Raw genomic sequence first — 24,175 nt, 5'->3', positions numbered from 1 at the left:
ATAGCATGCAATGAGCGAAGACCTTCCCATCCTCTCTCCCGCCGAGGCGCGCGTGCTCGGCTGCCTGATCGAGAAGAAGGAGTTAACGCCGGATGTCTATCCGCTGACGCTCAATGCCGCGCTTGCCGCCGCCAACCAGAAGACGGCGCGCGAGCCGGTGATGGCGCTGGAACAGACCGAGGTGCACCGGGCCCTGAAGCTGCTTGAGCAGAAGGGGCTGGTGCGGCAGATGTTCGGTTCGCGCGTGGAGCGCTATGAGCATCAGATGGCGCAGCGATTCTCGCTGACCACGCCGCAGACCGCCTTGGTCGGGCTGCTCCTGTTGCGCGGGCCGCAGACCGCATATGAGCTGTTGGCGCGAAGTGAGCGCATGGCGCGGTTTTCGTCGATCGAGGATTTGCGCGGTGAACTCGACATGCTGATCGGCCGCCGGCCGCCGCTCGTTCAGGAGATACCGCGCGGGCCAGGCCAGCGCGAAGACCGCTATGTGCATCTGCTCGCAGGGCCGGTGGATGTGTCGGCGGTCGCGGCGGCGCCGTGGCAGCCGGCTGCGTCAGCGTCGGATGCCGATCTAGAGGCCAGGGTGCGGGCGCTGGAAGAAGAGGTCGCGGCTTTGCGGGCGAAGATCGAGGCGCTGGGCGGGTAGCCAATCAGATACCTTGTCGCGAGGCCCCCCTCTCTGTCCTGCCGGACATCTCCCCTCAAGGGGGGAGATTGGCAGCTCCAGCGACGACGCTCCCCTTACAACGTCGGCGATTGGCGAAACCCTGCGCGACATCTGATCTCCCCCCTTGAGGGGGAGATGCCCGGCAGGGCAGAGAGGGGGGCGAAGGATCGCTGCCCCTCAAACGAAAACCCCAATCACCCCAGTTTCGCGTCGAGCGTAACCTTGATGGCGCCGAGCGCCTTCGAGACCGGGCATTCGGCCTTGGCCTTCTCGGCCAGCTCCTTGAACTTTGCCGCGTCGATGCCCGGCACCTTGCCGACGACGGTGAGAGCGCTGCCGGTGATGCCGGTGCCGGGCACCAGCGTCACCACCGCCTTGGCGTCGAGTTCGGTGGCGGGCGTGCCGTTCTCGGCGAGGAAGTGCGAGAACTGCATGGCGTAGCAGCCGGCGTGCGCGGCGGCGATGAGCTCCTCCGGGTTGGTGCCGGATTTGCCGCTCTCGTCCTCGAAGCGCGCCTTGAACGAATAGGGTGTGCCTTTAAGCGCCCCGCTCTGGCTGTCGAGCGTGCCCTTGCCTTCCTTCAGATTGCCTTTCCAGACGGCGTTCGCGGTGCGGTCCATGAAATCCTCCTTGATCGTCGGGGTTGCGCCGGCGGAGCGCCAGCGTTCCCCCGAACTATAGCGCGGGCACGCGCGAAGGCCACCGCGCTCTTGGAGCGGCGGCGTCCAAAATTCTTTTTTAAAAGAAACCGCCTGCAAAAATGTCGACTTCCATCGGGCTCGACCGTCCTGCGGGCGGCCACGGATTTCGCGGCCGGATGGAGGCTCACATGGACAATCTGTTTTTCGCGCTGTGGAAATGCCCTGGGCACAAGGCCGGGCGACAGGAAGACTATTGGCTCGATCCGCCGCCCTCCGGCTTCGGCCGGCTGCTGGCGGCGGTCGCCATCATCGGCATCGCGGCATGCCTTCTCGATCATGCGGCGGCGTTCGGGGGCGCGGCTGACACCATCATCACCGCATCCTATGGTCCATCACAACACGGGAGATCGGAATGAGATATGTCTGCCTGGTCTATGGCGAGGAACAGAGCCTGTATGCGTTGACCCCGGAAGGATCGGCCAAGCTAGACGCCGATTCGCTGGCCTATGACAGATCGTTGGATCAACAAGGCAAGCTGATCATCGCGCAGGCGCTGCAATCGGTGAAGACGTCGAAGAGCGTGCGGCGGCGCAACGGGAAAAGACTGGTCACCGACGGCCCGTTCGCCGAGACCAAGGAGCAGTTGCTCGGCTTCGTCATGATCGAGGCCGAGACCCTCGACGAGGCGCTGGAGATCGCCGGCGACATTCCGCTGGCCGAACTCGGCACCATCGAGGTCAGGGCGATCTACGACATACCGGGCTCATAGCCGGTTGCCGCTGGTTCATGCAGGTCGGCGGATCATGTCCGCCGCCTTCTCGGCGATCATCACCACGGGCGAGGCGGTGTTGCCGGAGACGATGCGCGGCATGATCGAGGCGTCGATGACGCGCAGACCCTCGACACCGGTCACGCACAGGTCGGGGCCGACGACGGCGCGATCGTCGACACCCATTCGGCAGGTGCCGACCGGATGAAAGATCGTCGTTGCGATCGAGCCGATCTCGTGCAGCAGGTCGTCGTCGGACTGGTGGGCGAGACCGGGCAGGATTTCCTCCGGATGGAAGTCGGCAAGCGCCTTTGCGGTCATGATCTTGCGCGCCTGGCGCACCGAGCGCAGCGCGATCTCGCGGTCGCGCACCGTGGAGAGGTAGTTCAGCCGGATTTCCGGCTGCACGGCCAATTCAGGTGTCGTGGCATGTACGGAGCCGATGCTGTCGGGCCGCAAATTGCAGACCGACATGGTGATCGCCGGGAACGGGTGCAGCGGGTCGCCCAGCCGGTCCGTCGACAAGGGCTGGACGTGGTATTCCAGATCCGGCGTCGCCATCGACGGATCGGATTTGCTGAACATGCCGAACTGGCTTGGCGCCATCGACATCGGTCCCGACCGGGCAAACGCATATTGCAGCGCGATCCGCGCCTTGCCGCTTAGGCTGTTGGCAAGGGTGTTGAGCGTCAGCGCCGACGACACTTTATAGACGGTGCGGATCTGCAGGTGGTCCTGCAGGTTCTCACCGACATCGGGGCTGGCGTGAACCAAATCGATACCGAGCGAGGCGAGGCGGTCCGGCTGGCCGACACCGGAAAGCTCCAGCAGTTTCGGCGTGTTGATCGCCCCGGCCGTCAGCAACACCTCTCGTCCGGCGCTGGCCTGGCGTGCCTCGCCGCCGGCGAGGTAGCTGACCCCGGTAGCCCGCTTGCCCTCAAACAGCACCTTCTCGACATGCGCCTTGGCGACCAGCCGCAGGTTGGGCCGCCGCAGCGCCGGGCGCAGGAATGCCTTGGCGGTGTTCCAGCGCACGCCCCTGCTCTGGTTCACCTCGAAGAAGCCGGAACCCTCATTGTCGCCGTCGTTGAAATCCTCGCGCGGCATGATGCCGAATTCCTTCGCCGCGTCCTGCACCGTGTTCAGGATCGGCCAGGACAGGCGCTGCCGCGCCACTTTCCATTCGCCGCCGGAACCATGCAGCCTGGTCTTGCCGCCATGATGGTCTTCGGATTTGAGGAAATAGGGCAGCACGTCGTCCCAGCCCCAGCCGACATTGCCCATCTGCCGCCAGCCATCATAGTCCGCAGCCTGGCCACGCATGTAGATCATGCCATTGACCGAGGTGCAGCCGCCCAGCACCTTGCCCCTGGGATAGACCAGCGAGCGGCCGTTCAGGCCGGCTTCCGGCGCCGTCTTCATCATCCAGTCGGTGCGCGGATTGCCGATGCAATAAAGATAGCCGACAGGAATGTGCACCCAGTGGTAATTGTCGCTGCCGCCGGCCTCGAGCAGCAGCACGCGCGTCGCCGGATCTTCGCTCAGGCGGTTGGCCAGCACGCAGCCGGCGGTACCCGCGCCGACGATGATGGAGTCGTAGTCGCCGTCCAGCCTTGGGGTCATTCTGCTGCTCTGCCTGGTCCTGCGGCCTGTTCGGTCCAGAACGATCGCAGCGTATCGGCGAGGCCGCAATAGGCGCGATAACGCCTGGCATAGTGACGCTGCATGGCCGGATCCGGACGGTAGGCGGCGCGCGGACGGGTCATGGCGTCGACGCCGGACTCATAGTCGGCGAACAGTCCGACCGCCACGCCGGCGCCAATCGCCGCGCCAAGCGCGCCGGTCTCGCGGGCTTCAGGAACGGTGATCGGCACGCCGAGCCCGTCGGCGAAGATTTGCGGCCAGTGCTCGCTGCGTGAGCCGCCGCCGGACAGCACCGCCTTGTCGAAGCCGACGCCGGCGTCTTTCAACACATCGATGTGGCGCCGGTGCTCGAACATCACGCCTTCGAACAGCGCGCGCAGCAGATGGCCTTCGCCATGCCAGCCGGCCAGGCCGTAGAAGCCGGCGCGGAACTCGGCGCCCTGGCCCGAGCCGTAGAGGAACGGGTGGAAGATCGGGTCGTCCCAGGCCGGCGTTACTTCGCCGACAGCCGCGTTGCAATGGCGGAACGGATCGCCGAGGTGGCTGCCGCGCTCGACGAATTCACGCACGTACCATTCAAGATTGGCGGCCGATGTCGCGCTGGATTCGATGTTGACGAAGCGTCCGGGGCCGAACCGCGCCACCATGAAAACATCGGGATCGACAACCGGCGCGGTGGAGAAAACCTGGTTGACCGACCAGGTGCCGGCGATGATCGAGGCTTCGCCGGGGCGCACGACGCCGGCCCCCATGGCGCTGGCGACGACATCGAAATAGCCGGCGATGACCGGCGTGCCTTCTGCCAGCCCGGTCTCTTCGGCCGCGCTGGCGGTGACCGTGCCGGCAATGTCGGCGCTGTCGAGCAGCCGCGGCAGTTTTGCCTGCGCGTCCTCGATGCCGTAGAGCGCCAGAAGCTCGGCATCATAGACGCCTTCGGGCATGCGGACGAGGCCGCAGCCGGACATGTCGGAGACATCGCTCACCTGCTCTCCGGTGAGGCAAAAGGCGATGAAATCCTTGCACAGCATCGCCGTGCCGGTCGCGGCATAAAGGTCGGGGTCATGCTGCTTGACCCAGGCCAGCAAGGTTGGCGTCTGCGCCGGCCAGGGCTTTTGCAGGCAGATCGCGTGCAGTGCGCCGGCGTTGCGCGAAGCCAGCTCCGCCGCCATGCCGGCGGCGCGGGTGTCGAGCGACTGGATGCCGATCAGCGGGGCGCCGGCGCGGTCGATCAGATAGAGGCCGTTGCCATGGCCGGCGCAGCCGACAGCGGCGATCTGGCGCGCGTCGATACCAGCCTGCGCAATGCAGCGGCGGATGGCGTCGCGCGCAGCGGCCCACATATCGCCGAGGTCGCGTTCGACATAGCCGGGCTGCGGCGTGTGCGAGCGCCCGGCGACGGTGTGCATGGCGACCTGCCGCCCGGCGAGGTCGAACAGCACCGCCTTGATGATGGTGTTGCCGGCGTCGAGACCGAGCAGATATGCGGCCTGATCAGCCATTGTTGTAGATATCCCAGGCCTCTTCGCCGCCGGCGTCCTTGTGGATCATCGCCATCAGCGCGTTGACCACCGCCTTCGGGTTGGCATGCTGATAGATGTTGCGGCCATAGACCAGCCCCTTGGCGCCTTGTCTGAGCAGGGCCGACGATTTTGCCAGCACCGTCCTGAGGTCGTCCTTGCCGCCGCCGCGCACCAGCACCGGCACGCGCGCCGCCTCGACGACGCGGTGGAAATCCTCAGGCCGGTCGGTCGGATCGGCCTTGATGATGTCGGCGCCCATTTCGGCGGCGAGCCGCACCAGGGTAACGATCTTCTCGGCGTCGCCGTCGACCTGATAGCCGCCGCGCACATCGTTGGGCAGCATCACCAGCGGCTCGATCATCAAGGGCATGCCGTATCTGTGGCAGGCGGCGCGGACCTTGCTGATGTTTTCGACGCATTGGCGAAACAGCTCCGGCTCGTCAGGCAGCATGAACAGGTTGACGACGACGCAGGCCGCATCCATCTCCAGCGCGCCGATGATCGGCTCGTCATGGTTCTGCAGCATCGACCACATCACGCGGTGGCGCTGGACATTGTAGGGATTGCCCATGTCGATGCGCATGACCAGCGCCGGCTTGTTCTTATCCGGTCGCGATTGCAGCAAATCGGCCTGCCCGTAGGCGAGCTGCAGCGCGTCCGATCCTGCCGCGACCAGCGTGTCGATGACGCGCGGCATGTCCTCCAGGCCGACGAGAAAACCCGGTTCATTGCAGACGCCGTGATCGAGCGCCACGTCGAGGCAATTGCCGTTGGTGAACATCCGGTTCATGCGGGCCTTGGCGCTGACCTTCATCTTCTGCTCCTGAAATCGTGCGTTGGTCGAGCATCTCCTGCGAGACGCCGTGATAGGTGTCGAGTTCGGCAACCAGGCTTTGCACCTCGCCGTCGCGCTGCCGATCGCTCCAGCCGCGCTCGGTGGCCACTGCCTCGGCGATGCGTTCGATGGTCGCCATCGAGATGTCGCCGCGAATGGCAAGCGATGTGCGGCGCAGGACAAGATCGGACAGGCAGGTCACGAACTCATGCCGGATCAGGTAGACGATTTCGGCTGCCGTCGTTTCGGTCCTGCCGTCCAGCCTGATATCGTCGGGACGGCCGACGCAAAACAGGGCGATGTCGCGCGCGCCGCTGCCGTAGCGGTCGACAAGATAGGCGGCGCGGTCGCCGCTGAGCGCAAACTCGCCAGCCAGATCGGCCGCCAGCGACGCCGGATCCCCGGGAAAGCCGAGGCCTCCGCCGATCGGCATGGTCAGCGTGCCGCAAAGGCGTTCGCGGCCAAGCTCGGCCAGCACTGCGTCGGCCGCCTGTTCGGCGAAGGCGCGGAAGGTCGTCCATTTGCCGCCGATCATGCAGAACTGCGGGATGTCGCCGGCAATGCGATGCACGGAATGGCCGCGCGAGATCCTGCCGGTGAAGGCATGGTCGCTCTTCGGCAGTGGCCGGATGCCGCTATAGGCGAACACGACGTCGGAGGCGTGAACCGGAATAGCCGGAAAGACCAGCCGCGCCGCCGCCAGTATGTAATCGGCTTCCGCCGGTTCGCAGCGCACGCGGCTGGCCTCGCTGACGCGAATATCGGTCGAGCCGACCAGCACCTTGCCGAGATAGGGAAACATGATGCAGATCCGGCCGTCGGCGTTCTCGAAGAAAATCATGTGGCCGCCAAGGGCCTGGTAAAGCGGCTCGTTGTCGAGGATGAGGTGCGAGCCCTTGGTGCCCTCGACGAGCGGTGCCGCGGGGTTTCCGGATGCGTCGAGCCGGGCGATCGCCGAATCGAGCCATGCGCCCGTCGCGTTGACGATTGCCTTGGCGCTGACAGGGAAGCGCGCGTCGGTCGTCATGTCGGTAAGTTCGAAGGCCGAACCGGCGCGCGTGATCTGGGCGCGGTTGAGCGCGAGGCTGCCGGGCGCCAGGCGTCCGGCATCGAGCAGCAGTTCGATGCCAATCCGTTCCGGATAGCTGATCCAGGCGTCGTAGTAGGTGGCGGAAAAGCGCAGTTTCGGGTCGAGCGCAGGCCATTGCGCGAATGTCGTCCTGGCGCCGCGGAACTTGTGGCGCGGCAGCACCCGGCGCTTGCGCGTCGTCCAGTCGTAGAGCGCGAGCCCCGCCTTGATCGCCAGCGCGCCGCGACTGGAAGGCGCCTCGGAAAGCCCGAGAAAACCGGCCGCGCCGTTCATCAGACCGGAGAAGACGGTGCGGATCGGAATCGTCGTCGGCAATGGCCGCACCATGTGCGGCGCGTTGGCCAGCAGCGCATCGCGCTCGCGCAACGATTCCTGCACCAGGCCGAACTCGCCATTCTCGAGATAGCGCAGACCGCCGTGGATCATGCGCGAAGGGGCCGCGCTGCAGCCCGAGCAGAAATCGCTGCGCTCGACCAGCAGCACCTTGAGGCCCTGCAGCGCCAGCTCGCGGAAAACGCCGATGCCGTTGATGCCGCCGCCCACGACGACGACATCGAACGCGCCATTGTGGCGAATCTTGTCGAGGATGAGGCTTCTCTGGTCAGGCATGGCTTCGCCGTTCGGCCGTCCGGCGGACGGCAGCTCGATTTGTTTCGGATTCACAGGTGGCGGTCAGGCGTCGAGATTTGTCAGATGGCGGCTGGCGGCCTCGCTGATCTGGCTGATCTCCTGTCCGGACAATCTGATGCGGCCGGCCTGCGCGTTCTCCCTGGCCTGCTGCGGGCTGCGGGCGCCGCAAAGCGAGAAGGTGATGCCCGGCTGCTGCAGCGTCCAGGCGATGACGATCTGCGCCTCGCTCGCGCCGTGTGCCTCGGCAATCGGCCGTATCTCTTCCATCAGCGTCGCGACCTTGCGGCGGTTGGCCTGCGAGAACCACGGATTGTCCCTGCGCTGGTCATCGCCGGTAAAGACGCGGTCCGGACCGATCCTGCCCGACAACAGGCCGAGCGCCAGCGAGGAGTAGCTGAGCACGGACACATTGTTGTCCGCGCAGAAAGGCAGCAGGTCGCGCTCCATGTCGCGCACCACCATGCTGTATTGCTGCTGGACCGCGTCGAGCTGGCCGGCGGCGAGATAGGCTTCGACATCCGCAACCCCGACATTGCTGGCGCCGATGGAGCGGATCTTGCCTTGGGTCTTGAGGCGATCGAGCGCTTCCATGGTCTCGGCGACCGGCGTCGTCGAATCCTGCCAGTGGGTAATATAGTGGTCGATGTGGTCGGTGCCGAGACGGCGCAGGCTCTGCTCCACTTCGTAGACCACGGAGTCGGCGCCGAGATAGCGATGCACCGGCGCGCCGTCATAGTCGAAGAAGTGATTGCCCTTTTTTGCGTGCCAGATCAGTCCGAGCTTGGTGGCCAGCACGACCTCGCCGCGGCGTCCCTTGATCGCCTTGCCGACGATTTCCTCCGACAGGCCCTGGCCGTAGGCCGGCGCGGTGTCGATCAGCGAAACGCCTTCGTCGATCGAGGCGCGGATGGTGTCGATGGACTGCGCCTCGTCGGTGCCGCCCCACATCCAGCCGCCGATGGCCCAGGTGCCGAGACCGATCGCGGAGGCGGAGATTCCCGACGCGCCAATGCTGCGCGTCAACATTTCAGGCGACATTGCGTAGGCTCCCCGCATTGTTCAGGACTGCGTTGGCCGTTTCTTCGTCGACGACCAGAGACTTGAGATAATTGCCGCGCAGCGCGGCGCGGATCGGCCCGACCTTTTCGGCGCCGCTGGCGACGCCCATCACCGTCCGGCAGCGACCGAGTTCCGAAGGCGCCAGCGCGACCAGGCGGTCGTTGGGCGGATAATCCGCCAGCGTGCCGTCATCGCGGATCAGATGCGCAAGGAACTCGCCGACCGCGCCGCTGGCGACCAGCTTCTCGCGGTCGGGGTCGAGGCCTGGGCGAAGGTCGTAGTAGCTCGATCCAGGCGTCTGGATCGAGCCGATGCCGACCAGCGCGATCGCCGCCTTGCGCGCCAGGTCGAAGATCTCGCGCACCGACGCCATCTCCAGAAGCAGGTCGCGCTGCTCCCGGCTCTCGGCGAACAGCGGCGCATGCAGGAGCATGCTGGAACCGCCGAGCCGCTCGGCGAGGCGCGTCGCCAGATGGTTGACGTCGGTATAGTGCTTGCCCTGGACGCCGCCGGTCAGCGGCACGACGGTGACGTCGAAGGCGCGCTCCGGCTGCAGGTTCTCGGCGAGGGCGCTGATCGCCTTGCCGCCGGTAATGGCGATGACGTCGCCGTCGCGCAAGGTCTCGAGCAACTGGTTGGCCGCCGCGCGCCCCACTTGCTGCAGCGTGCTTTCGGGACTGCCGGCCACGGTCGGCGTCACGATCGCTCCTGCCAGGCGGGCAATTTCGATCAGCTGCCTTTCGATATCGACCAGGGCCTGGAACGGGCTCTCGACGGCGATCCTCAGCATGCCGAGCTTGCGCCCTTGGGCGATCAGCCGATTCACCTTGGACGCCGACAGGTTGAGCGCTGCGGCGATGTCGTTCTGCTTCATGCCGTCGACGAAATGCAGCACCAGCACAGTGTGGATCTGCCGGATCGTCTCGAAATCTTCCCTGCTGTCCGCCATCTCAGCCCCGCCGCTTGTTGAAGTAATAGTCGGCGGTGACCGCCGTCAGCAGAATGGACCCGCGGATGATGTCCTGCCAATAGACGGACACGTCGAGCAGGGCGAGCGAGCTTGAAACGACGGACAAAAGGACGGTGCCGAGGATGGCGCCGAGAATGGTGCCGATGCCGCCGGTCAGGCTGGCGCCGCCGATCACCGCTGCGGCGATGACGTTCAGCTCCATGCCGGCGCCGAATGTCGGCTGGGCCGAGCCGAAGCGGGCCATGTAGATGACGCCGGCAAAGCCGCACAATGTCGAGCACAGCGTCGTGGTCAGGAACACGACTTTCCTGGTGCGGATGCCGGAGTAGGCCGCCGCCTTCTCGTTGCTGCCGGTGTAGAAGACTTTGCGGAACATCGTCGTGCGGCGCAGCATGAAGTCGGACAGGATAACGAAGACGATGAAGATGATGATGACGACCGGAATGCCGCCGACCGCGCCCTGGCCGATGAACTTGAACTCAGGCGGCAGAGTGTAGAGCCCCAGCGGGCGGCCGCCGGTGCCGAGCAGGCAGAGCCCGCGTGCAATCACCATCACCGCCAGCGAGACGATGAAATGGTGCAGCCCCACCCTGGTGACGAAGAATCCCATGAAGGCGCCGATGGCAGCGCACGCCGCTATCGCGACCAGCGACGCCAGCCAGGGGTCCATCCCGTTGAGGAAAAGCAGGCCGGCGACCACCATGGCGAGCGCGGTGACCGAACCGACCGACAGGTCGATGCCGCCGGAAATCAGCAGGATCGTCATGCCGACCACGACGATGCCTTCCACGGCGAAGGCCATCGCCATCGCCCGCATATTGTCCCAGGTCAGGAAATAGGGCGATGCGAACGACATGACGGCAAACAGCACGGCGATGATGAGGATCAGGCCGGTCTCACGCATCCTGATCAGGCCGCCGAACCTTGCGCCGAGCCCCATCCGGGCAGCTTGCGTCGTGCTATCCATACTGTCCCCCACGATGCTCATGCCGCGCTCCGTTGCCGGCCTTCATCGGCAAGCGATGCCAGGACCATGATGTTTTCTTCCGTCATCTCAGCGCCCGCGACTTCGCCGGTGATGCGTCCCTCGCGCACGATCAGCACCCGGTCGCAGATGCCGATCAGTTCCGGCAGCTCGGAGGAGATGACCACGATGCCGACGCCATCGCGCGCCAGCCTGCGCAGGATGCGATGAATTTCGGCCTTGGCGCCGACGTCGACGCCGCGCGTCGGTTCGTCGAGGAAGATCACCTTCGGGTCGACCGACAGCATCTTGGCGATCGCCACCTTCTGCTGGTTGCCGCCCGACAGCGTCGAAACCGGCTGACCGACATGGCCGCATTTCAGCGATAGCTGCTTGCCGATCGTTTCCGCTCGCTGCTTCTCGCGCCGCTCGTTGATGAGGCCGGAGCGCGTGGCGATCCTGTCGACCGCGAGCGCGGAGATGTTGGCGGCGATCGACATGTCGAGGAATAGCCCGTCACCCTTGCGGTCCTCTGACAGGTAGACGATGCCCGCGGCGATGCTGTCGCCGTAATGGGTCAGCGACAGGCGCTTGCCGCGCAGGATGACATCGCCGGTCACCTCGCCTTCGAGCCGGCAGATACCCTTGACGATCTCGCTGCGGCCGGCGCCGATCAGGCCGCCAATGCCCAGGATCTCGCCCTTGCGCAATTGAAAGCTGATGTCGCGGAAGGCAGTCGCCTCGCAGAGACCGGCGATCTCGAGCAGTATGTCTTCGGACTTTTCGTCGTCGCGCAGCTTCTCGGGGTAGAGGCTGTCGATGACGCGACCGACCATGGAGGCGACCACTTGTTCGGGAGTCGTCTCTGCAATGTCGAGCGTGGTGATGTAGCGGCCGTCGCGCAGCACCGTGACGCGGTCGCAATTGTCGAAGATCTCGGCCATGCGGTGCGAGATGTAGATGATGCCGATGCCTTCGCCGGCAAGCTGGTGAATGATCTCGAACAGTTTTTGCGCCTCGCGCTCGGTCAGCGCCGCCGTCGGTTCGTCGAAGATGAGGATGCGGCAATCGAGCGTCAGCGCCTTGGCGATCTCGACCAGCTGCTGCTGGGAAATGGACAGATTACGCACCATCGCGGCCGGATCGATGTTGCCAAGCCGCGCCAGGATCGCCGTCGCGCGCTTCTCGAGGTCGCGGTAGTTCATCAGCAGCGCCTTGCTGGCGTTGGTGATCGACATGAAGATGTTCTCGGCCACCGAGATATCGGGGCACAGCGCGATCTCCTGGTGCACAAAGCCGATGCCAAGCTTCTGCGCCGCCAGCGGCGAAGGGATAGAGACAGAGCGGCCATCGACCTGGATGACGCCGCTGTCCGGCGCCAAGATGCCGTCGATCACCTTCATCAGCGTCGACTTGCCGGCGCCGTTCTCGCCGGCAATGGCGTGGATTTCACCGGCGCGCAGCTCGAATCCGACATCGCGCAAGGCACGGACAGAGCCGAACGATTTGCTGAGGCCGGATATTTTGAGGAGGACCGGGGTTTCCACTGAGGTTCTCGCCTGCTGAGGATGGTTGAGGCAACCGCGCCGGACGGCGCGGCTGCCCGCGGGACGGATCAGCTTGGATCGCGGCCTTGCATGTATTTGTTCAGGTCGAACGAGTCGGCGTTCTCCTTGGTGATGACGGCGAAGCCGTTATCGGCGAAGGGGATGCTCATCGGGTTGTAGCCCGACGTCTTGTAGTCGTTGAACGGGTCGATCAGTTCCGGATGCGCCGCCATGAAGGTGGCGACGAAGCCGAGATAGCCCTGCATGCCCTGGTTGGGGCTCAGCGCCATGTGGATGTTGCCGGCCTTGATCTGCTCCAGCGTCGCCGGGGTGATGTCGGCATGCATGATCAGCACCTTGGCCTTGGCCTCGAGGACGGCGGCGACCGCGCCCTCGGCCGAGCCGGCTTCGGGAATCCACAGCGCCTTCAGGTTCGGATTGGCCTGCAGCATCGAGGCCACCGCCTTGTTGGCGACATTGGCGTCCTGGTTGGAGGCTTGGCGGCCCACCAGCTTCATCTTCGGATAGTTCTTGGCGAGATAGTCGATGAAGGCGGTGACGCGCAGGTCGTGGTTGCTCTGGCCGGGGTTCTCCAGCACGCCATATTCGGCGTCGTCGCCGACCTGCTTGACGATCTCCTCGGCGGCGAATTTGGCTTCCGCCAGATTGTCCGAGGTGATGTAGGACACGCGCTTGGATTTCGGCGAGTCGGCGGCGAAGGTGACGACGGTGGTGCCGTTCTCGACGGCGCGGTTGATCGGCTCGATGAACGGATCGGCCTGCATTGGGTGCAGCAGCACGCCGGCCGGCTTCTTGATCAGATCCTGTTCGAAAGAGGCGATCTGCTTGGCGATGTCGTAGTCAGGCGTGCCCGAAAACACGGTCTTGCAGCCCATCGCCTGGGCGGCCTGCTTGAAGCCCTGATAGACCGGCACCCAATAGGGATGCGCGGAGACCATGACGTTCATCACATAGGTCTCGTCCGGCTTGCACTGAAACTTGCTCTCTGCCGACGCGGCGCCTGGCATCGCCAAGGTCAGCGTCATCATGGCGGCGCTCAATGCGCCCGCCAGCCCAATCCTGTTCATTCTCTCCTCCGGGTTCCCCGACGATGACAGCCTCGTCGTATCAGCTTTGCAAGAAATTTCAGCACATGAAATCTCTGGCAATGCTGAATACGGCGGGATTTGTTGCGTGTCAATGATGTTGCACGAAATATCACGATGTGAAATTTCTTGCAGGCGCGCGATGCCAGCCAAACTGCAGTGTCATCGGCGCGGCTGCGTCGTTTGCCTTGCGGGTGAGCGACCGAAAGCCAGGACATTCGATCGGTGTGCGGATGCTTGCAGGGAACACCTCTCCCTCTGCACCGGTCGCAATTCTTGCGTGTTGAAGCAACGGCGCAGTTCTCTTATTGTCGCCGGAGTTTTCCGGGGGGATTTCGACATGCCTTTCCTGCTTGCTATCCTTGGCGTGTTGGGAGCGGCCGCGTTCTGGTGGTACCGGATGAAGGCCATGAACGAGGCCGCGCGCGAGGTCGCCGACGTCGTCGGCCGCGTTCAGGGCAACATCCGCCGCAAGAAGCTGCGCAAGCAGGCTGCGCTGTCGCCGCTGACGGCGATCGACAATCCGGTGGTGGCGGCGGCGACGCTGATCACCGCCATCGTGTCGGAACAGGGCCCCATCCTGCCGCAGCGCGAAGCCGTCATCCGCGAAGTGATTTCGGGGATTTCGGATGGCCAGAAGAAGACCGACGAGGCCGTCGTCTACGCCAAGTGGGCAGCGGCGCAGATTGATGACACCACGATCGTCATCGACAAGCTGGCGCCGTTCCTGCGCGAGCGCCTCGACCCGCACGAGCGGGAAGATCTGCTGCAGATGCTCAATCGTGTCGCAAAGGGCGGCGAGCAGAGCCTGAAGATACCGGACCAGCGAATTTTGCGGCTGCGGCAGAAGCTCGGCTTCGAGGTCAATTGACGCCAGCCGGCCGGCCGTTCCTTGTCGTCACCGCGGCAAATGCTCCTCGAACCAGAACGATGAGTGGCGTCGCGAGATGGTTCCCACCGACGGCAAGGGAAAATGCGATGTCATGACGATGCGTCCGCTTTCCGAGCAAGCCTCCAGGAATGCCCAGCGCGTCCGGCGCGCCTGGTCGGGGTCTGCGTCGTACCGAAAGTTCCAGTCGGGGTATATGCACTGCATCGGCCAGTGCATGAGATCGCCGGAGAACACCGCCCCTATGCCGAGAGATCTCAGTCCGATGGCAACGTGTCCCAGGGTGTGGCCGGGCGTCGGCTCCAGCCGCACTTCCTTGTCGAGTTCATGGTCCATGTCGACAAACACCGCCCGACCAGCCTCGACGATTGGCAGCACATTATCCTCATAGGTCCGTGTGTCATCGCCAGAGGCCGCCTGTGCGGCCTCGAACTCACGCCGCGCCATGATGTAGCGGGCGTTGGGGAATGTCGGTATCCAGCGACCGTCCACCAATCGAGTGTTCCAGCCGCAATGATCGACATGAAGATGGGTGCACAGCACAAAGTCGATCTGCTCGGGAGCGACACCTGCATTCGCCAACCGCTGCAAGAACGTGCCGTCATTGCGGCGGTGCCAATGCGGGAAATCCGCGATTGTCTTGTCGTTGCCAACGCAACCGTCGACCAGGATGGTGTGGCGCCCGGTACGAACCAGAAAACTCTGGATGGGAAGAATAATCCGCCCGGTTGCCGGCGATATCGATCGAGGCGTGAGCCAATGAAGATGCGGTTCGAGTGCTTCGTCGGTGCAGTCGGGGAACCATTCCGACGGCGTCCGCAGTGGGTCGCACATCTCCAGAATTCTGGTTACCCGGATATTTCCGATTCTCCAGTCGTCCAATGAAGCGCACCTGCTTCGGTCGAGGATGGATCGACCAAGGATATCATATGTAGCCGGCCGGTGTCAGACGCGCGCTGGAAAGGAGCGCCGGCGATCGACGCCATTTGGCACCAGCAACGCATTCCGCCATGGTGTGCAGCCGCTTGGGCAAGGGCATGGGCCAAGACAAAGACAGCGCCATTCGCTTCAGATCGCCTCGCCCCTCAACAGCCTCGGCGTGTCGCCGGACAGGCCCGAGGCCTGGCGGATGAAGAAGTCCTTCAGCTTCGGCATGCGCTCGACGAGGCCGAGGCCGATGTCGCGCGCCGCACGCAGCGGGCCGACGTCGTTGGAGAACAGCCGGTTCAGCACGTCGGTGGTGACGCCCATCTGGACGGTGTCGAAGCGGCGCCATTGCTGGTAGCGCTCGAGCACGTCGAGCGCGCCGATATCCTGGCCGAGCCGGTCGGCCTCGACCACCACCTCGGCCAGTGCCGCCACATCCTTGAAGCCGAGGTTGAGGCCCTGACCGGCAATCGGATGGATGCCGTGGGCGGCGTCGCCGGCAAGCGCGATGCGGGATGCGACGAAGGCGCGGGCAAGGGTCAGCCCGAGCGGCCAGGCGCGCGGCTTGTCGGCGACGTGGATCTCGCCGAGCTTGAGGCTGAAACGCAGCTCCAGCTCGTGCTCGAAAACGAGGTCGTCGCCCTCGACCAGCTTTTGCGCATCCTCCGAGCGTTCGACCCAGACGATCGAGGAGCGGTTGCGGCCATCCTTGTCGGGGTTCAGCGGCAGCGTGGCGAAGGGGCCGGCGGGCAGGAAATGCTCTTCGGCGCGGCCATTGTGCGGCCGCTCATGCGCCACCGTGCAGACGATGCCGGATTGGCCATATTCCCACTTCACCGTCTTGATGCCGGCCATCTCGCGCAGCTTCGAGTTGACGCCGTCGGCGGCGACTAGCAGCCGCGCCTTCAGCGTCGCCCCGTCTGCCAGATGCACGGTGATGCCGGCGCCGTCGGTCTCGAAGGCGCTGACGGCGAGGCCCTCGATGATGTCGATGCCGAGTTTTTCGGCGCGCCGGCGCAACGCGCCGTTCAGGTCCCGGTTGGCGACCATATGGGCAAAGGGCTCGCCGGGCGCCACTTCGCCGTCGAAAGTCAGGAATACCGGCCGCACCGGATCGGCGGCGCGCGAATCGGTGATGATCATCTCGGTGATCGCCTGCGCCTGCGGCGCGATCTCGCTCCAGACGCCGAGCTGCTCCAGCATGCGGCAGGCAGCGGCGGCAATCGCCGAGGCGCGGCCATCCTTTTGCCAGACGCCGGCGGGCGCGGCATCGACGACGGCGACGGCGAGGCTTGGACGCGCCTGTTTCAGCGAAACCGCGCTGGCCAGGCCGACATAGCCGGCGCCGGCGACCAGCACGTCGAGCGAGGCTCTCGATCCCGCATCTGCCTTACGGTCAACCATGGCAAGTTCCTTTCGCGGCTATGGAGCGCTTGGCCTTGACTGCCCGCCCTTCCTGTCCGAAACCGCCATAACATCTTTTGCGGCTGGAGCGCGAAACATGACGGCGGCCATGGACGAGCTTCTCGACATTCTCGACCTCGAGCAGCTCGAACACAATCTGTACCGTGGTCGCAGCCCCAAGCTCGACTGGCAGCGCGTCTTCGGTGGCCAGACCATCGCGCAGGCGCTGGTCGCCGCCCAGCGCACGGTCGAGCCCGAGCGCCACGTGCACTCGCTGCATGGCTATTTCATGCGGCCGGGCGATACCAAGGTGCCGATCATCTACGAGGTCGACCGCATCCGCGACGGCGGCTCCTTCACCACCCGCCGCGTCGTGGCGATCCAGCACGGCCAGGCGATCTTCTCGCTGGAGGCCTCCTTCCAGCAGGACGAGATCGGCCTCGAGCACCAGGTGCCGATGCCGCAGGACGTGCCGGCGCCAGACAATCTGCTCAGCCAGCGCGAACTGCTCGGCAAGTTCGGCGAGGCGGTCCCCGACGGCATCAAGCGCTACTGGGAGCGCGACCGGCCGATCGAGATGAAGCCGGTGATGCTGAAGCACTATACCAGCCGGGAAAAGCTGGAGCCGAAGCAGAACATCTGGATCCGCACCACCGGCCCGGTGCCGGCCGACCGCGCAAGCCAAGCCGCGGTGCTCGCCTATCTTTCCGACATGACGCTGCTCGACACCTCGACTTTCGCGCATGGCCGCGCCATTTTCGACCGCGACATCCAGGCGGCGAGCCTCGACCACGCCATGTGGTTCCATCGCAGCCACGCGCTCGACGACTGGATCCTCTACACGCAGGACAGCCCCTCCACGCAAGGCTCGCGCGGCTTCACGCGCGGCTCGCTGTTTGCCCGCGACGGCACGCTGATCGCCTCGGTCGCCCAGGAAGGGCTGATCCGGCTGAAACGTTGAGCAATAGCCGGCTTCCGGTTCAAGCCTGCCGAATGGGCATTTTTGGAAATTTGCCTATTTTTTAATCACCTGTCTTGCCGCGCCGCTCGACAACTGACGTCGCCGGCCTCTCCAATCTCTTTGTTTGCAACAGGTTAACGGGCTGCTTCGGCAATTGGCACGGAGCTTGAATCCTTGTGGGCACTTACCGGCTCGCATTGGGATCGGTGAAGGTGTGCAAACGCGGGGGACCGCAACAGCAAAGGGTGAAACCTTATGAAAATCGTGATGGCAATCATCAAGCCGTTCAAGCTCGATGAGGTGCGCGAAGCGCTCACCGCAGTCGGCATCCAGGGCCTGACCGTCACCGAAGTCAAAGGCTACGGGCGTCAGAAGGGACATACGGAAATCTATCGCGGCGCGGAATACGCGGTCAGCTTCCTGCCCAAGATCAAGATCGAGGTCGCGGTCGGTGCCGACACGGTCGACAAGGCCGTCGAAGCCATCACGTCGGCAGCCAAGACCGGTCAGATCGGCGACGGCAAGATCTTCGTCTTCGGCATCGACCAGGCGGTGCGCATCCGCACCGGCGAAACAGACACCGACGCGCTCTGAGCGGCGATCACCCATTCCAACGGAGAGTTCAATGAATATTCCTTCCACCTTGAAGACGACGGGGCGCGCGGCCGCGCTCGGCGCGCTCGCCCTGACAGCCCTGGGCACGGTTGCCGCCTTCGCGCAGGAAGCGGCTCCGGCAGCCGCCGCCGCAGCGCCGGCAGCTGCGCCGACGCCGGTGCTCGATACCGGCAACACCGCCTGGATGCTGACCTCGACGGCGCTGGTGCTGATGATGACCATTCCGGGCCTGGCGCTGTTCTACGGCGGCATGGTGCGCAAGAAGAACGTGCTCGCCACCATCATGCAGAGCTTCGCCATCACCTGCCTGGTGACGGTGCTGTGGTTCATGTTCGGCTACTCGCTGGCCTTCTCCGACGGCGGCAGCACGAACGCCTATGTCGGCGGCTTCTCCAAGTTCTTCCACCACGGCATCACCACTTCGACGCTGTGGCTGCCCGGCGTGGCGAACATCCCTGAATTCGTCTTCTCGATGTTCCAGCTGACCTTCGCCATCATCACCCCGGCGCTGATCGCCGGCGCCTTCGCCGAACGCATGAAATTCTCGGCGCTGCTCATCTTCATGGGCCTGTGGCTGGTGTTCGTCTATGCACCGATCGCGCACTGGGTGTGGGGCGGCGGCTTCCTCGGCACGGCAGGCGTTCTCGACTTCGCCGGCGGCACGGTCGTCCACATCAACGCCGGTGTCGCGGGTCTCGTCTGCGCGTTGGTGCTCGGCAAGCGCGAGGGCTACGGCACCGCCAACATGGCGCCACACAACCTCGTCTACTCGGTCATCGGCGCTTCGCTGCTGTGGGTCGGCTGGTTCGGCTTCAACGCCGGTTCGGAACTGGCGGCCGACGGCCTCGCCGGCGCGGCGATGCTGAACACCCAGGTCGCCACCGCGGCTGCGGCGCTCGCCTGGATGTTCGCCGAATGGATCATCGCCAAGAAGCCCAGCGTGCTCGGCATCATCTCGGGCGCCGTCGCCGGCCTCGTCGCGGTTACTCCGGCTTCCGGCTTCGTCAATCCGACCGGCGCCTTCATCATCGGCATCGTCGCCGGCGTCGTCTGCTACATCTCGGCGGTCAAGGTGAAGCACATGCTCGGCTATGACGACTCGCTCGATGCCTTCGGCGTGCACGGCGTCGGCGGCATCGTCGGCGCGCTGCTCACCGGCGCGCTGGCCGATCCGGAGATCAACGCGCTCGGCAAGGGCGCCTCGGTCGGCACCCAGATCTACGGTATCGTCTTCACCATCCTGTGGACGGCGATCGCGACCTTCGTGATCCTCTACATCGTCAAGGCGCTTGTCGGCCTGCGTCCGAGCACCCAGGAAGAGATCGAAGGCCTCGACATCAGCCAGCACGGCGAAGTGGTGCCGTAAGGCTATCGACATCCGGCGCCGGCATCCTCCCGCCGGCGCTTCAGAAGGATCCCGTCGTGACGCTCCGAAAGGTGCTCACGCATTGAGGCCCGGAAACATCTTCCGGGCCTCCTTTTTTTGGAAAATCGTGCGCTTCGGAGAGGCAAGAGAGGAATCGCTTTTGACGCGATCACGGTCGCGTGATCTGCCAGCGGGAAGAAACATAGGGCCTTCCGGCTCCGTACTGGGGGTAGCGACCGCCGTTCTGGCGCTCGTTAAACATCAGGGAAGGAACCAACCGATGAACATCAAGACCATCTTCCTCGGGGCAATCGCTCTCTCCATGGTCAGCGGCGCCGCATTGGCCGGTGCTCTCGACGAACCGGACAACATGGCGCCGTTCTTCACCGATGCCGGCATGAAAACCATGAAGCCGGAGGCCGATTTCAAGGCGGCCTGGGGCGCGATGGCCAAAGACAAGCAAGACATGATGATGAAGGAATGCCAGGACGCGGCGATGAGCAAGCCTCACGCCGAATTCTGCGCCAACCTGATGATGTATGCCGGTCACAAGTGATTGCGAAAGAGATAGGCCCGGACGGGCCCGTCGACTCGCCATCCCAATGAGCAATGGCGGGCCGAACGGCCCGCCATTGTCGCCCGACCGATAAAGCCGGCTTCAATCCCCCGCGCTGCATCCATAGCGAACGACCCGTCGAGTCTTGCGGGAGCATCAAGCGAATGTGATTCAGAGTGATTGAGTTCGGCTCCGTTCATCGGCTTGTCTTTGCCCGATCCAAACCCCCGGGGATCATGGAAGGTGAAATCCCACTTTCGCTCTCCTCAACGAAAGGCCTCGCTGGCTCCGGCTCGCGAGGCTTTTTTGCATCCGCGGGCCAGACTGCCGAAGGCCGCGAGACCGGGAGTCGCAATTCAACCGCCGGTAATGCGTCGGGGTCGTCTCAACTTCTTATAGTTAATGCGCCCTTAACCTTCCCACCGATAGTCTGTCATCCGAATCTGCCGGCTTGCGTCATGCGTCCGGCCAGGCACCTACAGACGGGGAAGAGGCATGCGTTCAGGGGCTTCAGCACCGCTCGCGCTGACCGATACGGGGCACGGCATCCAGGCATTCGCGCGGCGCCAGCTCGGCCGGCTGGTCGGCGCCGGCCTGTTCGTGCTCGTCGCCTTCGGCGTCGCCAGCCTCGCCACCTGGAACGTCGCCGATCCGAGCTTCTCGCATGCCACCGACAACATCGTCACCAACGCGATGGGCTATGCCGGTGCGGTGTTCTCCGACCTCGCCATGCAGTTCTTCGGGCTTGCCGCCGTCGCGGCCCTGGTGCCGGCGGTGATCTGGGGTTTCCTGCTGTTTTCGGCGCGCGGCGTCGACCGGCTGCCGAAACGCGGGCTCGCCTGGTTCGGCTTCGCGCTCCTGGCGGCCGCGATCGCCGGCTGCGTGACGCCGCCCAAGACCTGGCCGCTGCCGACCGGCCTTGGCGGTGTGTTCGGCGACATGGTGCTGAAGATCCCAGGCATCGCTGTCGGCGGCTATCCCAAAGGTCTCTTTGCCAGCATTATCGCGGTTATCCTTGCCGCGCCGGCGCTGTGGCTGTTCGCCTATGGCTCGGCGCTGATCGCCCGCAAGAACGGCTTTGCCGTCATGGAGCGTGCCGCAGAGCCCGACCCGCGCGAGCAGGACAACTTGCTCTTCGACGAGGATGAGGACGAGGGCGACGAAGGCATACTGGCGCTCGGCGCCATCACCCATTGGTGGCTGTCGTTCAGGGCCTGGATGCATCGCCGCGCCGCGCGCCGCCAGCAGGAGCGCGACGAGTACGAGCCGGAGATGGAGCCGCGCGCCAGCGCCTGGCGTCGTGCCGCCGAGCGTGTCGAATCGGCCGAGTTCGCCGAGGCGCGGATGAGTCCGGGCGGCCGCGCGCGCGTCGAGCCTGAATTTTTCGCCGCCATGGTCAACGACCGCAGCGTCTCGGTCGATCCCGACGATGATGACGTCTTCGACAATGACGACGACGAGGACATGGATTTCGCCGACGAGGCGCCGGCCCCGCGCCGCGCCGCGCCGAAGGTGCAGAATTTCCGCTCCGATGCCGCCACCCGCGTCGAGGCGCCGGCGGCGCGCCCGGTGCCGGGCGCGCGTGTCCAGCGCGAGGCGCAGACCTCGCTGATCGGCTCGGACATGTTCGAGATGCCGTCGCTGCATTTCCTGTCGGAGCCGAAGAACGTCGTGCGCGACGCCAGCCTCTCCAAGGACGCGCTGGAGCAGAATGCGCGGCTGCTCGAGGGCGTGCTCGAGGATTTCGGCGTCAAGGGCGAGATCATCCATGTGCGGCCGGGGCCGGTCGTCACGCTGTATGAACTCGAGCCGGCGCCCGGCATCAAGTCGTCGCGCGTTATCGGCCTGTCCGACGACATCGCGCGCTCGATGAGCGCGATCGCCTGCCGCGTCGCGGTGGTGCCCGGGCGCAACGCCATCGGCATCGAGCTGCCGAACGCCAAGCGCGAGACGGTCTATCTCAGGGAGATCATGGCGAGCCGCGATTTCGAGACCACCAAGGCGAAGCTGGCGCTGGCGCTTGGCAAGACCATAAATGGCGAGGCGGTCATCGTCGACATCGCCAAGATGCCGCACGTGCTGGTCGCCGGCACCACCGGCTCGGGCAAGTCGGTTGCCATCAACACCATGATCCTGTCGCTGCTCTACCGGCTGACGCCGCAGGAGTGCCGGCTGATCATGATCGATCCGAAGATGCTCGAACTCTCCGTCTATGACGGCATCCCGCACCTTCTGACGCCGGTCGTCACCGATCCGAAGAAGGCGGTGGTGGCGCTGAAATGGACCGTGCGCGAGATGGAGGACCGCTACCGCAAGATGTCCAAGGTCGGCGTGCGCAACATCGACGGCTTCAACGCGCGCGTCCAGCAAGCCGAGAAGAAGGGCGAGAAGATCTCGCGCACCGTGCAGACCGGCTTCGACCGCCAGACCGGCGAGGCGATCTACGAGACCGAGGATCTCGATCTCGAGCCGATGCCCTACATCGTCGTCATCATCGACGAGATGGCCGACCTGATGATGGTTGCCGGCAAGGACATCGAAGGCGCGGTGCAGCGCCTGGCGCAGATGGCGCGCGCCGCCGGCATCCACGTCATCATGGCCACGCAGCGCCCCTCGGTCGATGTCATCACCGGCACGATCAAGGCCAATTTCCCGACCCGCATCTCCTTCCAGGTGACGTCGAAGATCGACAGCCGCACCATCCTTGGCGAACAGGGCGCCGAACAGCTGCTCGGCATGGGCGACATGCTCTACATGGCCGGCGGCGGCCGCATCCAGCGCGTGCACGGACCGTTTGTCTCCGACGACGAGGTCGAGCGGGTCGTCGCGCATCTCAAGCTGCAGGGCGTGCCGGAATATCTCGACGCCATCACCGAGGATGACGACGAGGACGAGGAGGAGGCGTCCGGCAAGGGCGGTTCAGGCGGCGGTGGCGGCGGCAATTTCGACGATTCCGACGACCCCTACGACCAGGCGGTGGCGGTGGTACTGCGCGACGGCAAGGCCTCGACCAGCTACATCCAGCGGCGGCTCGGCATCGGCTACAACCGCGCCGCCTCGATCATCGAGAAGATGGAGAAGGAAGGCATTGTCGGTCCGGCCAATCACGCCGGAAAACGCGAGATACTGGTGCCGACCGAGGACGACAAGTTCTAGGGTTCCGGCGCTCATCGACCCGGCACCGGCAACCTTGAACCTTTCAGCGCGTTGAAGCGACGGAGCGTCACTGGAAGCGCCAAACTTAAGCCTAACTGGGGGCCCAGAGACTGCGACACCATCGAATCAGAGAGTGACCGGCATGAAAAACGCACCTTTCGCCCCGAATCGCCGCCAAGTGCTTGGCCTCGGCCTCGTGCTCGCCGGCGCGGCAAGCGTCAATGTCATACCTGGGTTCCAGCTTCTGGCGTCGGCGCAGGCGGCGATTCCGCCGGCGGCGCAGAAGATCGCCGACCACTTCTCGTCGGTCAAATCGATGAGCGGCGAGTTCGTTCAGTTCGGCCCCAAGGGCGAGCAGACCGGCGGCAAGTTCTTCCTCGAACGGCCGGGCAAGATCCGTTTCAACTATGACGGATCGTCGAATTTCCGGGTCATCTCCGACGGCAAGTCGGTGGTCATCCTCAACAAGAAGCTCAACACCTCCGACCTCTACCCGCTGTCGAAGACGCCGCTGAAGCTTCTGCTCGACGACCGGATCGATCTCTCGGGCGGACGGGTGAAAAGCGTCAAGGAAGAGGACGACCTGACCACCATCCAGCTCTCCGACAAATCGGTGTTCGGCAATGCCAGGATCACCATGATGTTCGATCCGAAATCCTATGAACTGCGCCAGTGGACCATCACCGACGCGCAGGGCAAGGACACGACGGTGATGATCTTCAACGTCAAGGAAGGCGTCAGCTTCGCCCCCGATACGTTCGCCATCGACTATACGGCGAACCGCGAGTTGAATACCAAGACCAGATAACTTCCTTTGTCTTATTGCTCTTGCGAGCGTCGGCGCCAGCCTCGGCGGTTG

Annotated in this window: 22 protein-coding genes; 10 read left to right on the top strand and 12 right to left on the bottom strand. The window is 64.7% G+C overall.

The annotated features are described in order from the left end of the window. Positions 1-10: 10 nt before the first annotated feature. Positions 11-646: a YceH family protein gene (locus PU724_RS18010; protein ID WP_127282065.1), complete on the top strand. Its 636-nt coding sequence runs from the start codon at positions 11-13 to the stop codon at positions 644-646. Between the two features lie 215 nt (positions 647-861). On the opposite strand, the gene PU724_RS18005 is transcribed toward PU724_RS18010, so the two are convergent. After that, positions 862-1,287, bottom strand: coding sequence for an OsmC family protein (locus PU724_RS18005; protein WP_127282064.1), 426 nt, complete (start codon positions 1,285-1,287; stop codon positions 862-864). Positions 1,288-1,427: 140 nt separating this feature from the next. Between PU724_RS18005 and PU724_RS18000 the strand changes: the two genes are divergently transcribed. Next, positions 1,428-1,724: a hypothetical protein gene (locus PU724_RS18000; protein WP_426213441.1), complete on the top strand. Its 297-nt coding sequence runs from the start codon at positions 1,428-1,430 to the stop codon at positions 1,722-1,724. Continuing rightward, positions 1,721-2,077 carry a YciI family protein gene (locus PU724_RS17995; protein WP_127282062.1) on the top strand — a complete coding sequence of 119 codons (357 nt, stop codon included), beginning with the start codon at positions 1,721-1,723 and terminating at the stop codon, positions 2,075-2,077. The genes PU724_RS18000 and PU724_RS17995 overlap by 4 nt, the downstream gene beginning before the upstream one ends. Positions 2,078-2,092: 15 nt before the next feature. Here PU724_RS17995 and PU724_RS17990 read toward each other — a convergent pair whose 3' ends face one another. From PU724_RS17990 to PU724_RS17950, 9 genes are all read right to left on the bottom strand, one after another. Further along, a complete protein-coding gene (locus PU724_RS17990; RefSeq protein ID WP_354423222.1) occupies positions 2,093-3,700 on the bottom strand; it encodes a GMC family oxidoreductase in 1,608 nt (535 codons plus the stop codon). Next, positions 3,697-5,220 carry an FGGY-family carbohydrate kinase gene (locus tag PU724_RS17985; protein ID WP_354423220.1) on the bottom strand — a complete coding sequence of 508 codons (1,524 nt, stop codon included), beginning with the start codon at positions 5,218-5,220 and terminating at the stop codon, positions 3,697-3,699. Before PU724_RS17985 ends, PU724_RS17990 begins: the two co-directional genes overlap by 4 nt. Then, entirely contained in the window at positions 5,213-6,055 is an 843-nt protein-coding gene (locus PU724_RS17980; RefSeq protein WP_354423218.1) for a class I fructose-bisphosphate aldolase, read from the bottom strand. Before PU724_RS17980 ends, PU724_RS17985 begins: the two co-directional genes overlap by 8 nt. Beyond that, positions 5,967-7,775 carry a glycerol-3-phosphate dehydrogenase/oxidase gene (locus PU724_RS17975; RefSeq protein ID WP_354423216.1) on the bottom strand — a complete coding sequence of 603 codons (1,809 nt, stop codon included), beginning with the start codon at positions 7,773-7,775 and terminating at the stop codon, positions 5,967-5,969. The genes PU724_RS17980 and PU724_RS17975 overlap by 89 nt, the downstream gene beginning before the upstream one ends. 63 nt (positions 7,776-7,838) lie before the next feature. Further along, complete coding sequence (locus tag PU724_RS17970) at positions 7,839-8,834, bottom strand: aldo/keto reductase (RefSeq protein ID WP_354423214.1); 996 nt, start codon at positions 8,832-8,834, stop codon at positions 7,839-7,841. Beyond that, positions 8,824-9,804, bottom strand: a complete 981-nt coding sequence (locus PU724_RS17965; protein ID WP_354423212.1) for a sugar-binding transcriptional regulator — start codon at positions 9,802-9,804, stop codon at positions 8,824-8,826. The genes PU724_RS17970 and PU724_RS17965 overlap by 11 nt, the downstream gene beginning before the upstream one ends. Position 9,805: 1 nt before the next feature. After that, positions 9,806-10,792, bottom strand: a complete 987-nt coding sequence (locus PU724_RS17960) for an ABC transporter permease (RefSeq protein WP_426213462.1) — start codon at positions 10,790-10,792, stop codon at positions 9,806-9,808. A 17-nt stretch (positions 10,793-10,809) separates the two neighbouring features. Next, the gene (locus tag PU724_RS17955) at positions 10,810-12,336 is read right to left on the bottom strand and encodes a sugar ABC transporter ATP-binding protein (protein ID WP_354423210.1); all 1,527 of its coding nucleotides are present in this window, start codon (positions 12,334-12,336) and stop codon (positions 10,810-10,812) included. 68 nt (positions 12,337-12,404) lie between these two features. Further along, the gene (locus tag PU724_RS17950) at positions 12,405-13,424 is read right to left on the bottom strand and encodes a substrate-binding domain-containing protein (protein WP_126057496.1); all 1,020 of its coding nucleotides are present in this window, start codon (positions 13,422-13,424) and stop codon (positions 12,405-12,407) included. Here PU724_RS17950 and PU724_RS17945 point away from each other — a divergent pair. After that, entirely contained in the window at positions 13,384-14,313 is a 930-nt protein-coding gene (locus PU724_RS17945; protein ID WP_354423208.1) for a hypothetical protein, read from the top strand. The genes PU724_RS17950 and PU724_RS17945 overlap by 41 nt on opposite strands. A gap of 27 nt (positions 14,314-14,340) precedes the next feature. Here the strand turns inward: PU724_RS17945 and PU724_RS17940 are convergent, their stop codons facing one another. Next, entirely contained in the window at positions 14,341-15,213 is an 873-nt protein-coding gene (locus PU724_RS17940) for an MBL fold metallo-hydrolase (RefSeq protein ID WP_354423206.1), read from the bottom strand. A gap of 186 nt (positions 15,214-15,399) precedes the next feature. After that, positions 15,400-16,662 (bottom strand): ubiquinone biosynthesis hydroxylase, encoded by a 1,263-nt coding sequence (locus PU724_RS17935; protein ID WP_354423204.1) that lies wholly within the window; start codon positions 16,660-16,662, stop codon positions 15,400-15,402. A 97-nt stretch (positions 16,663-16,759) separates the two neighbouring features. Here PU724_RS17935 and tesB point away from each other — a divergent pair, with 97 nt between their 5' ends. The 6 genes from tesB (at position 16,760) to PU724_RS17905 (ending at position 24,124) form a co-directional block, all read left to right on the top strand. Beyond that, entirely contained in the window at positions 16,760-17,623 is an 864-nt protein-coding gene (tesB, locus tag PU724_RS17930; protein ID WP_127309649.1) for an acyl-CoA thioesterase II, read from the top strand. Between the two features lie 255 nt (positions 17,624-17,878). After that, on the top strand, positions 17,879-18,217 hold the full coding sequence (locus PU724_RS17925; protein ID WP_127283490.1) for a P-II family nitrogen regulator: 339 nt from the start codon (positions 17,879-17,881) through the stop codon (positions 18,215-18,217). A gap of 31 nt (positions 18,218-18,248) precedes the next feature. Next, complete coding sequence (locus PU724_RS17920) at positions 18,249-19,604, top strand: ammonium transporter (protein WP_127283491.1); 1,356 nt, start codon at positions 18,249-18,251, stop codon at positions 19,602-19,604. 280 nt (positions 19,605-19,884) lie between these two features. Further along, the gene (locus tag PU724_RS17915) at positions 19,885-20,160 is read left to right on the top strand and encodes a hypothetical protein (RefSeq protein WP_320253845.1); all 276 of its coding nucleotides are present in this window, start codon (positions 19,885-19,887) and stop codon (positions 20,158-20,160) included. 495 nt (positions 20,161-20,655) lie between these two features. Continuing rightward, on the top strand, positions 20,656-23,316 hold the full coding sequence (locus PU724_RS17910) for an FtsK/SpoIIIE family DNA translocase (RefSeq protein ID WP_354423201.1): 2,661 nt from the start codon (positions 20,656-20,658) through the stop codon (positions 23,314-23,316). Between the two features lie 142 nt (positions 23,317-23,458). After that, complete coding sequence (locus PU724_RS17905) at positions 23,459-24,124, top strand: outer membrane lipoprotein carrier protein LolA (protein WP_127283494.1); 666 nt, start codon at positions 23,459-23,461, stop codon at positions 24,122-24,124. Positions 24,125-24,175 lie beyond the last annotated feature (51 nt).

Origin of the sequence: Mesorhizobium abyssinicae (genome assembly GCF_049887195.1) — a bacterium.
Lineage (GTDB): Bacteria > Pseudomonadota > Alphaproteobacteria > Rhizobiales > Rhizobiaceae > Mesorhizobium > Mesorhizobium abyssinicae.
Note: the sequence above shows the minus strand (reverse complement) of the source record. Positions and strands in the feature narration are given on the sequence as shown.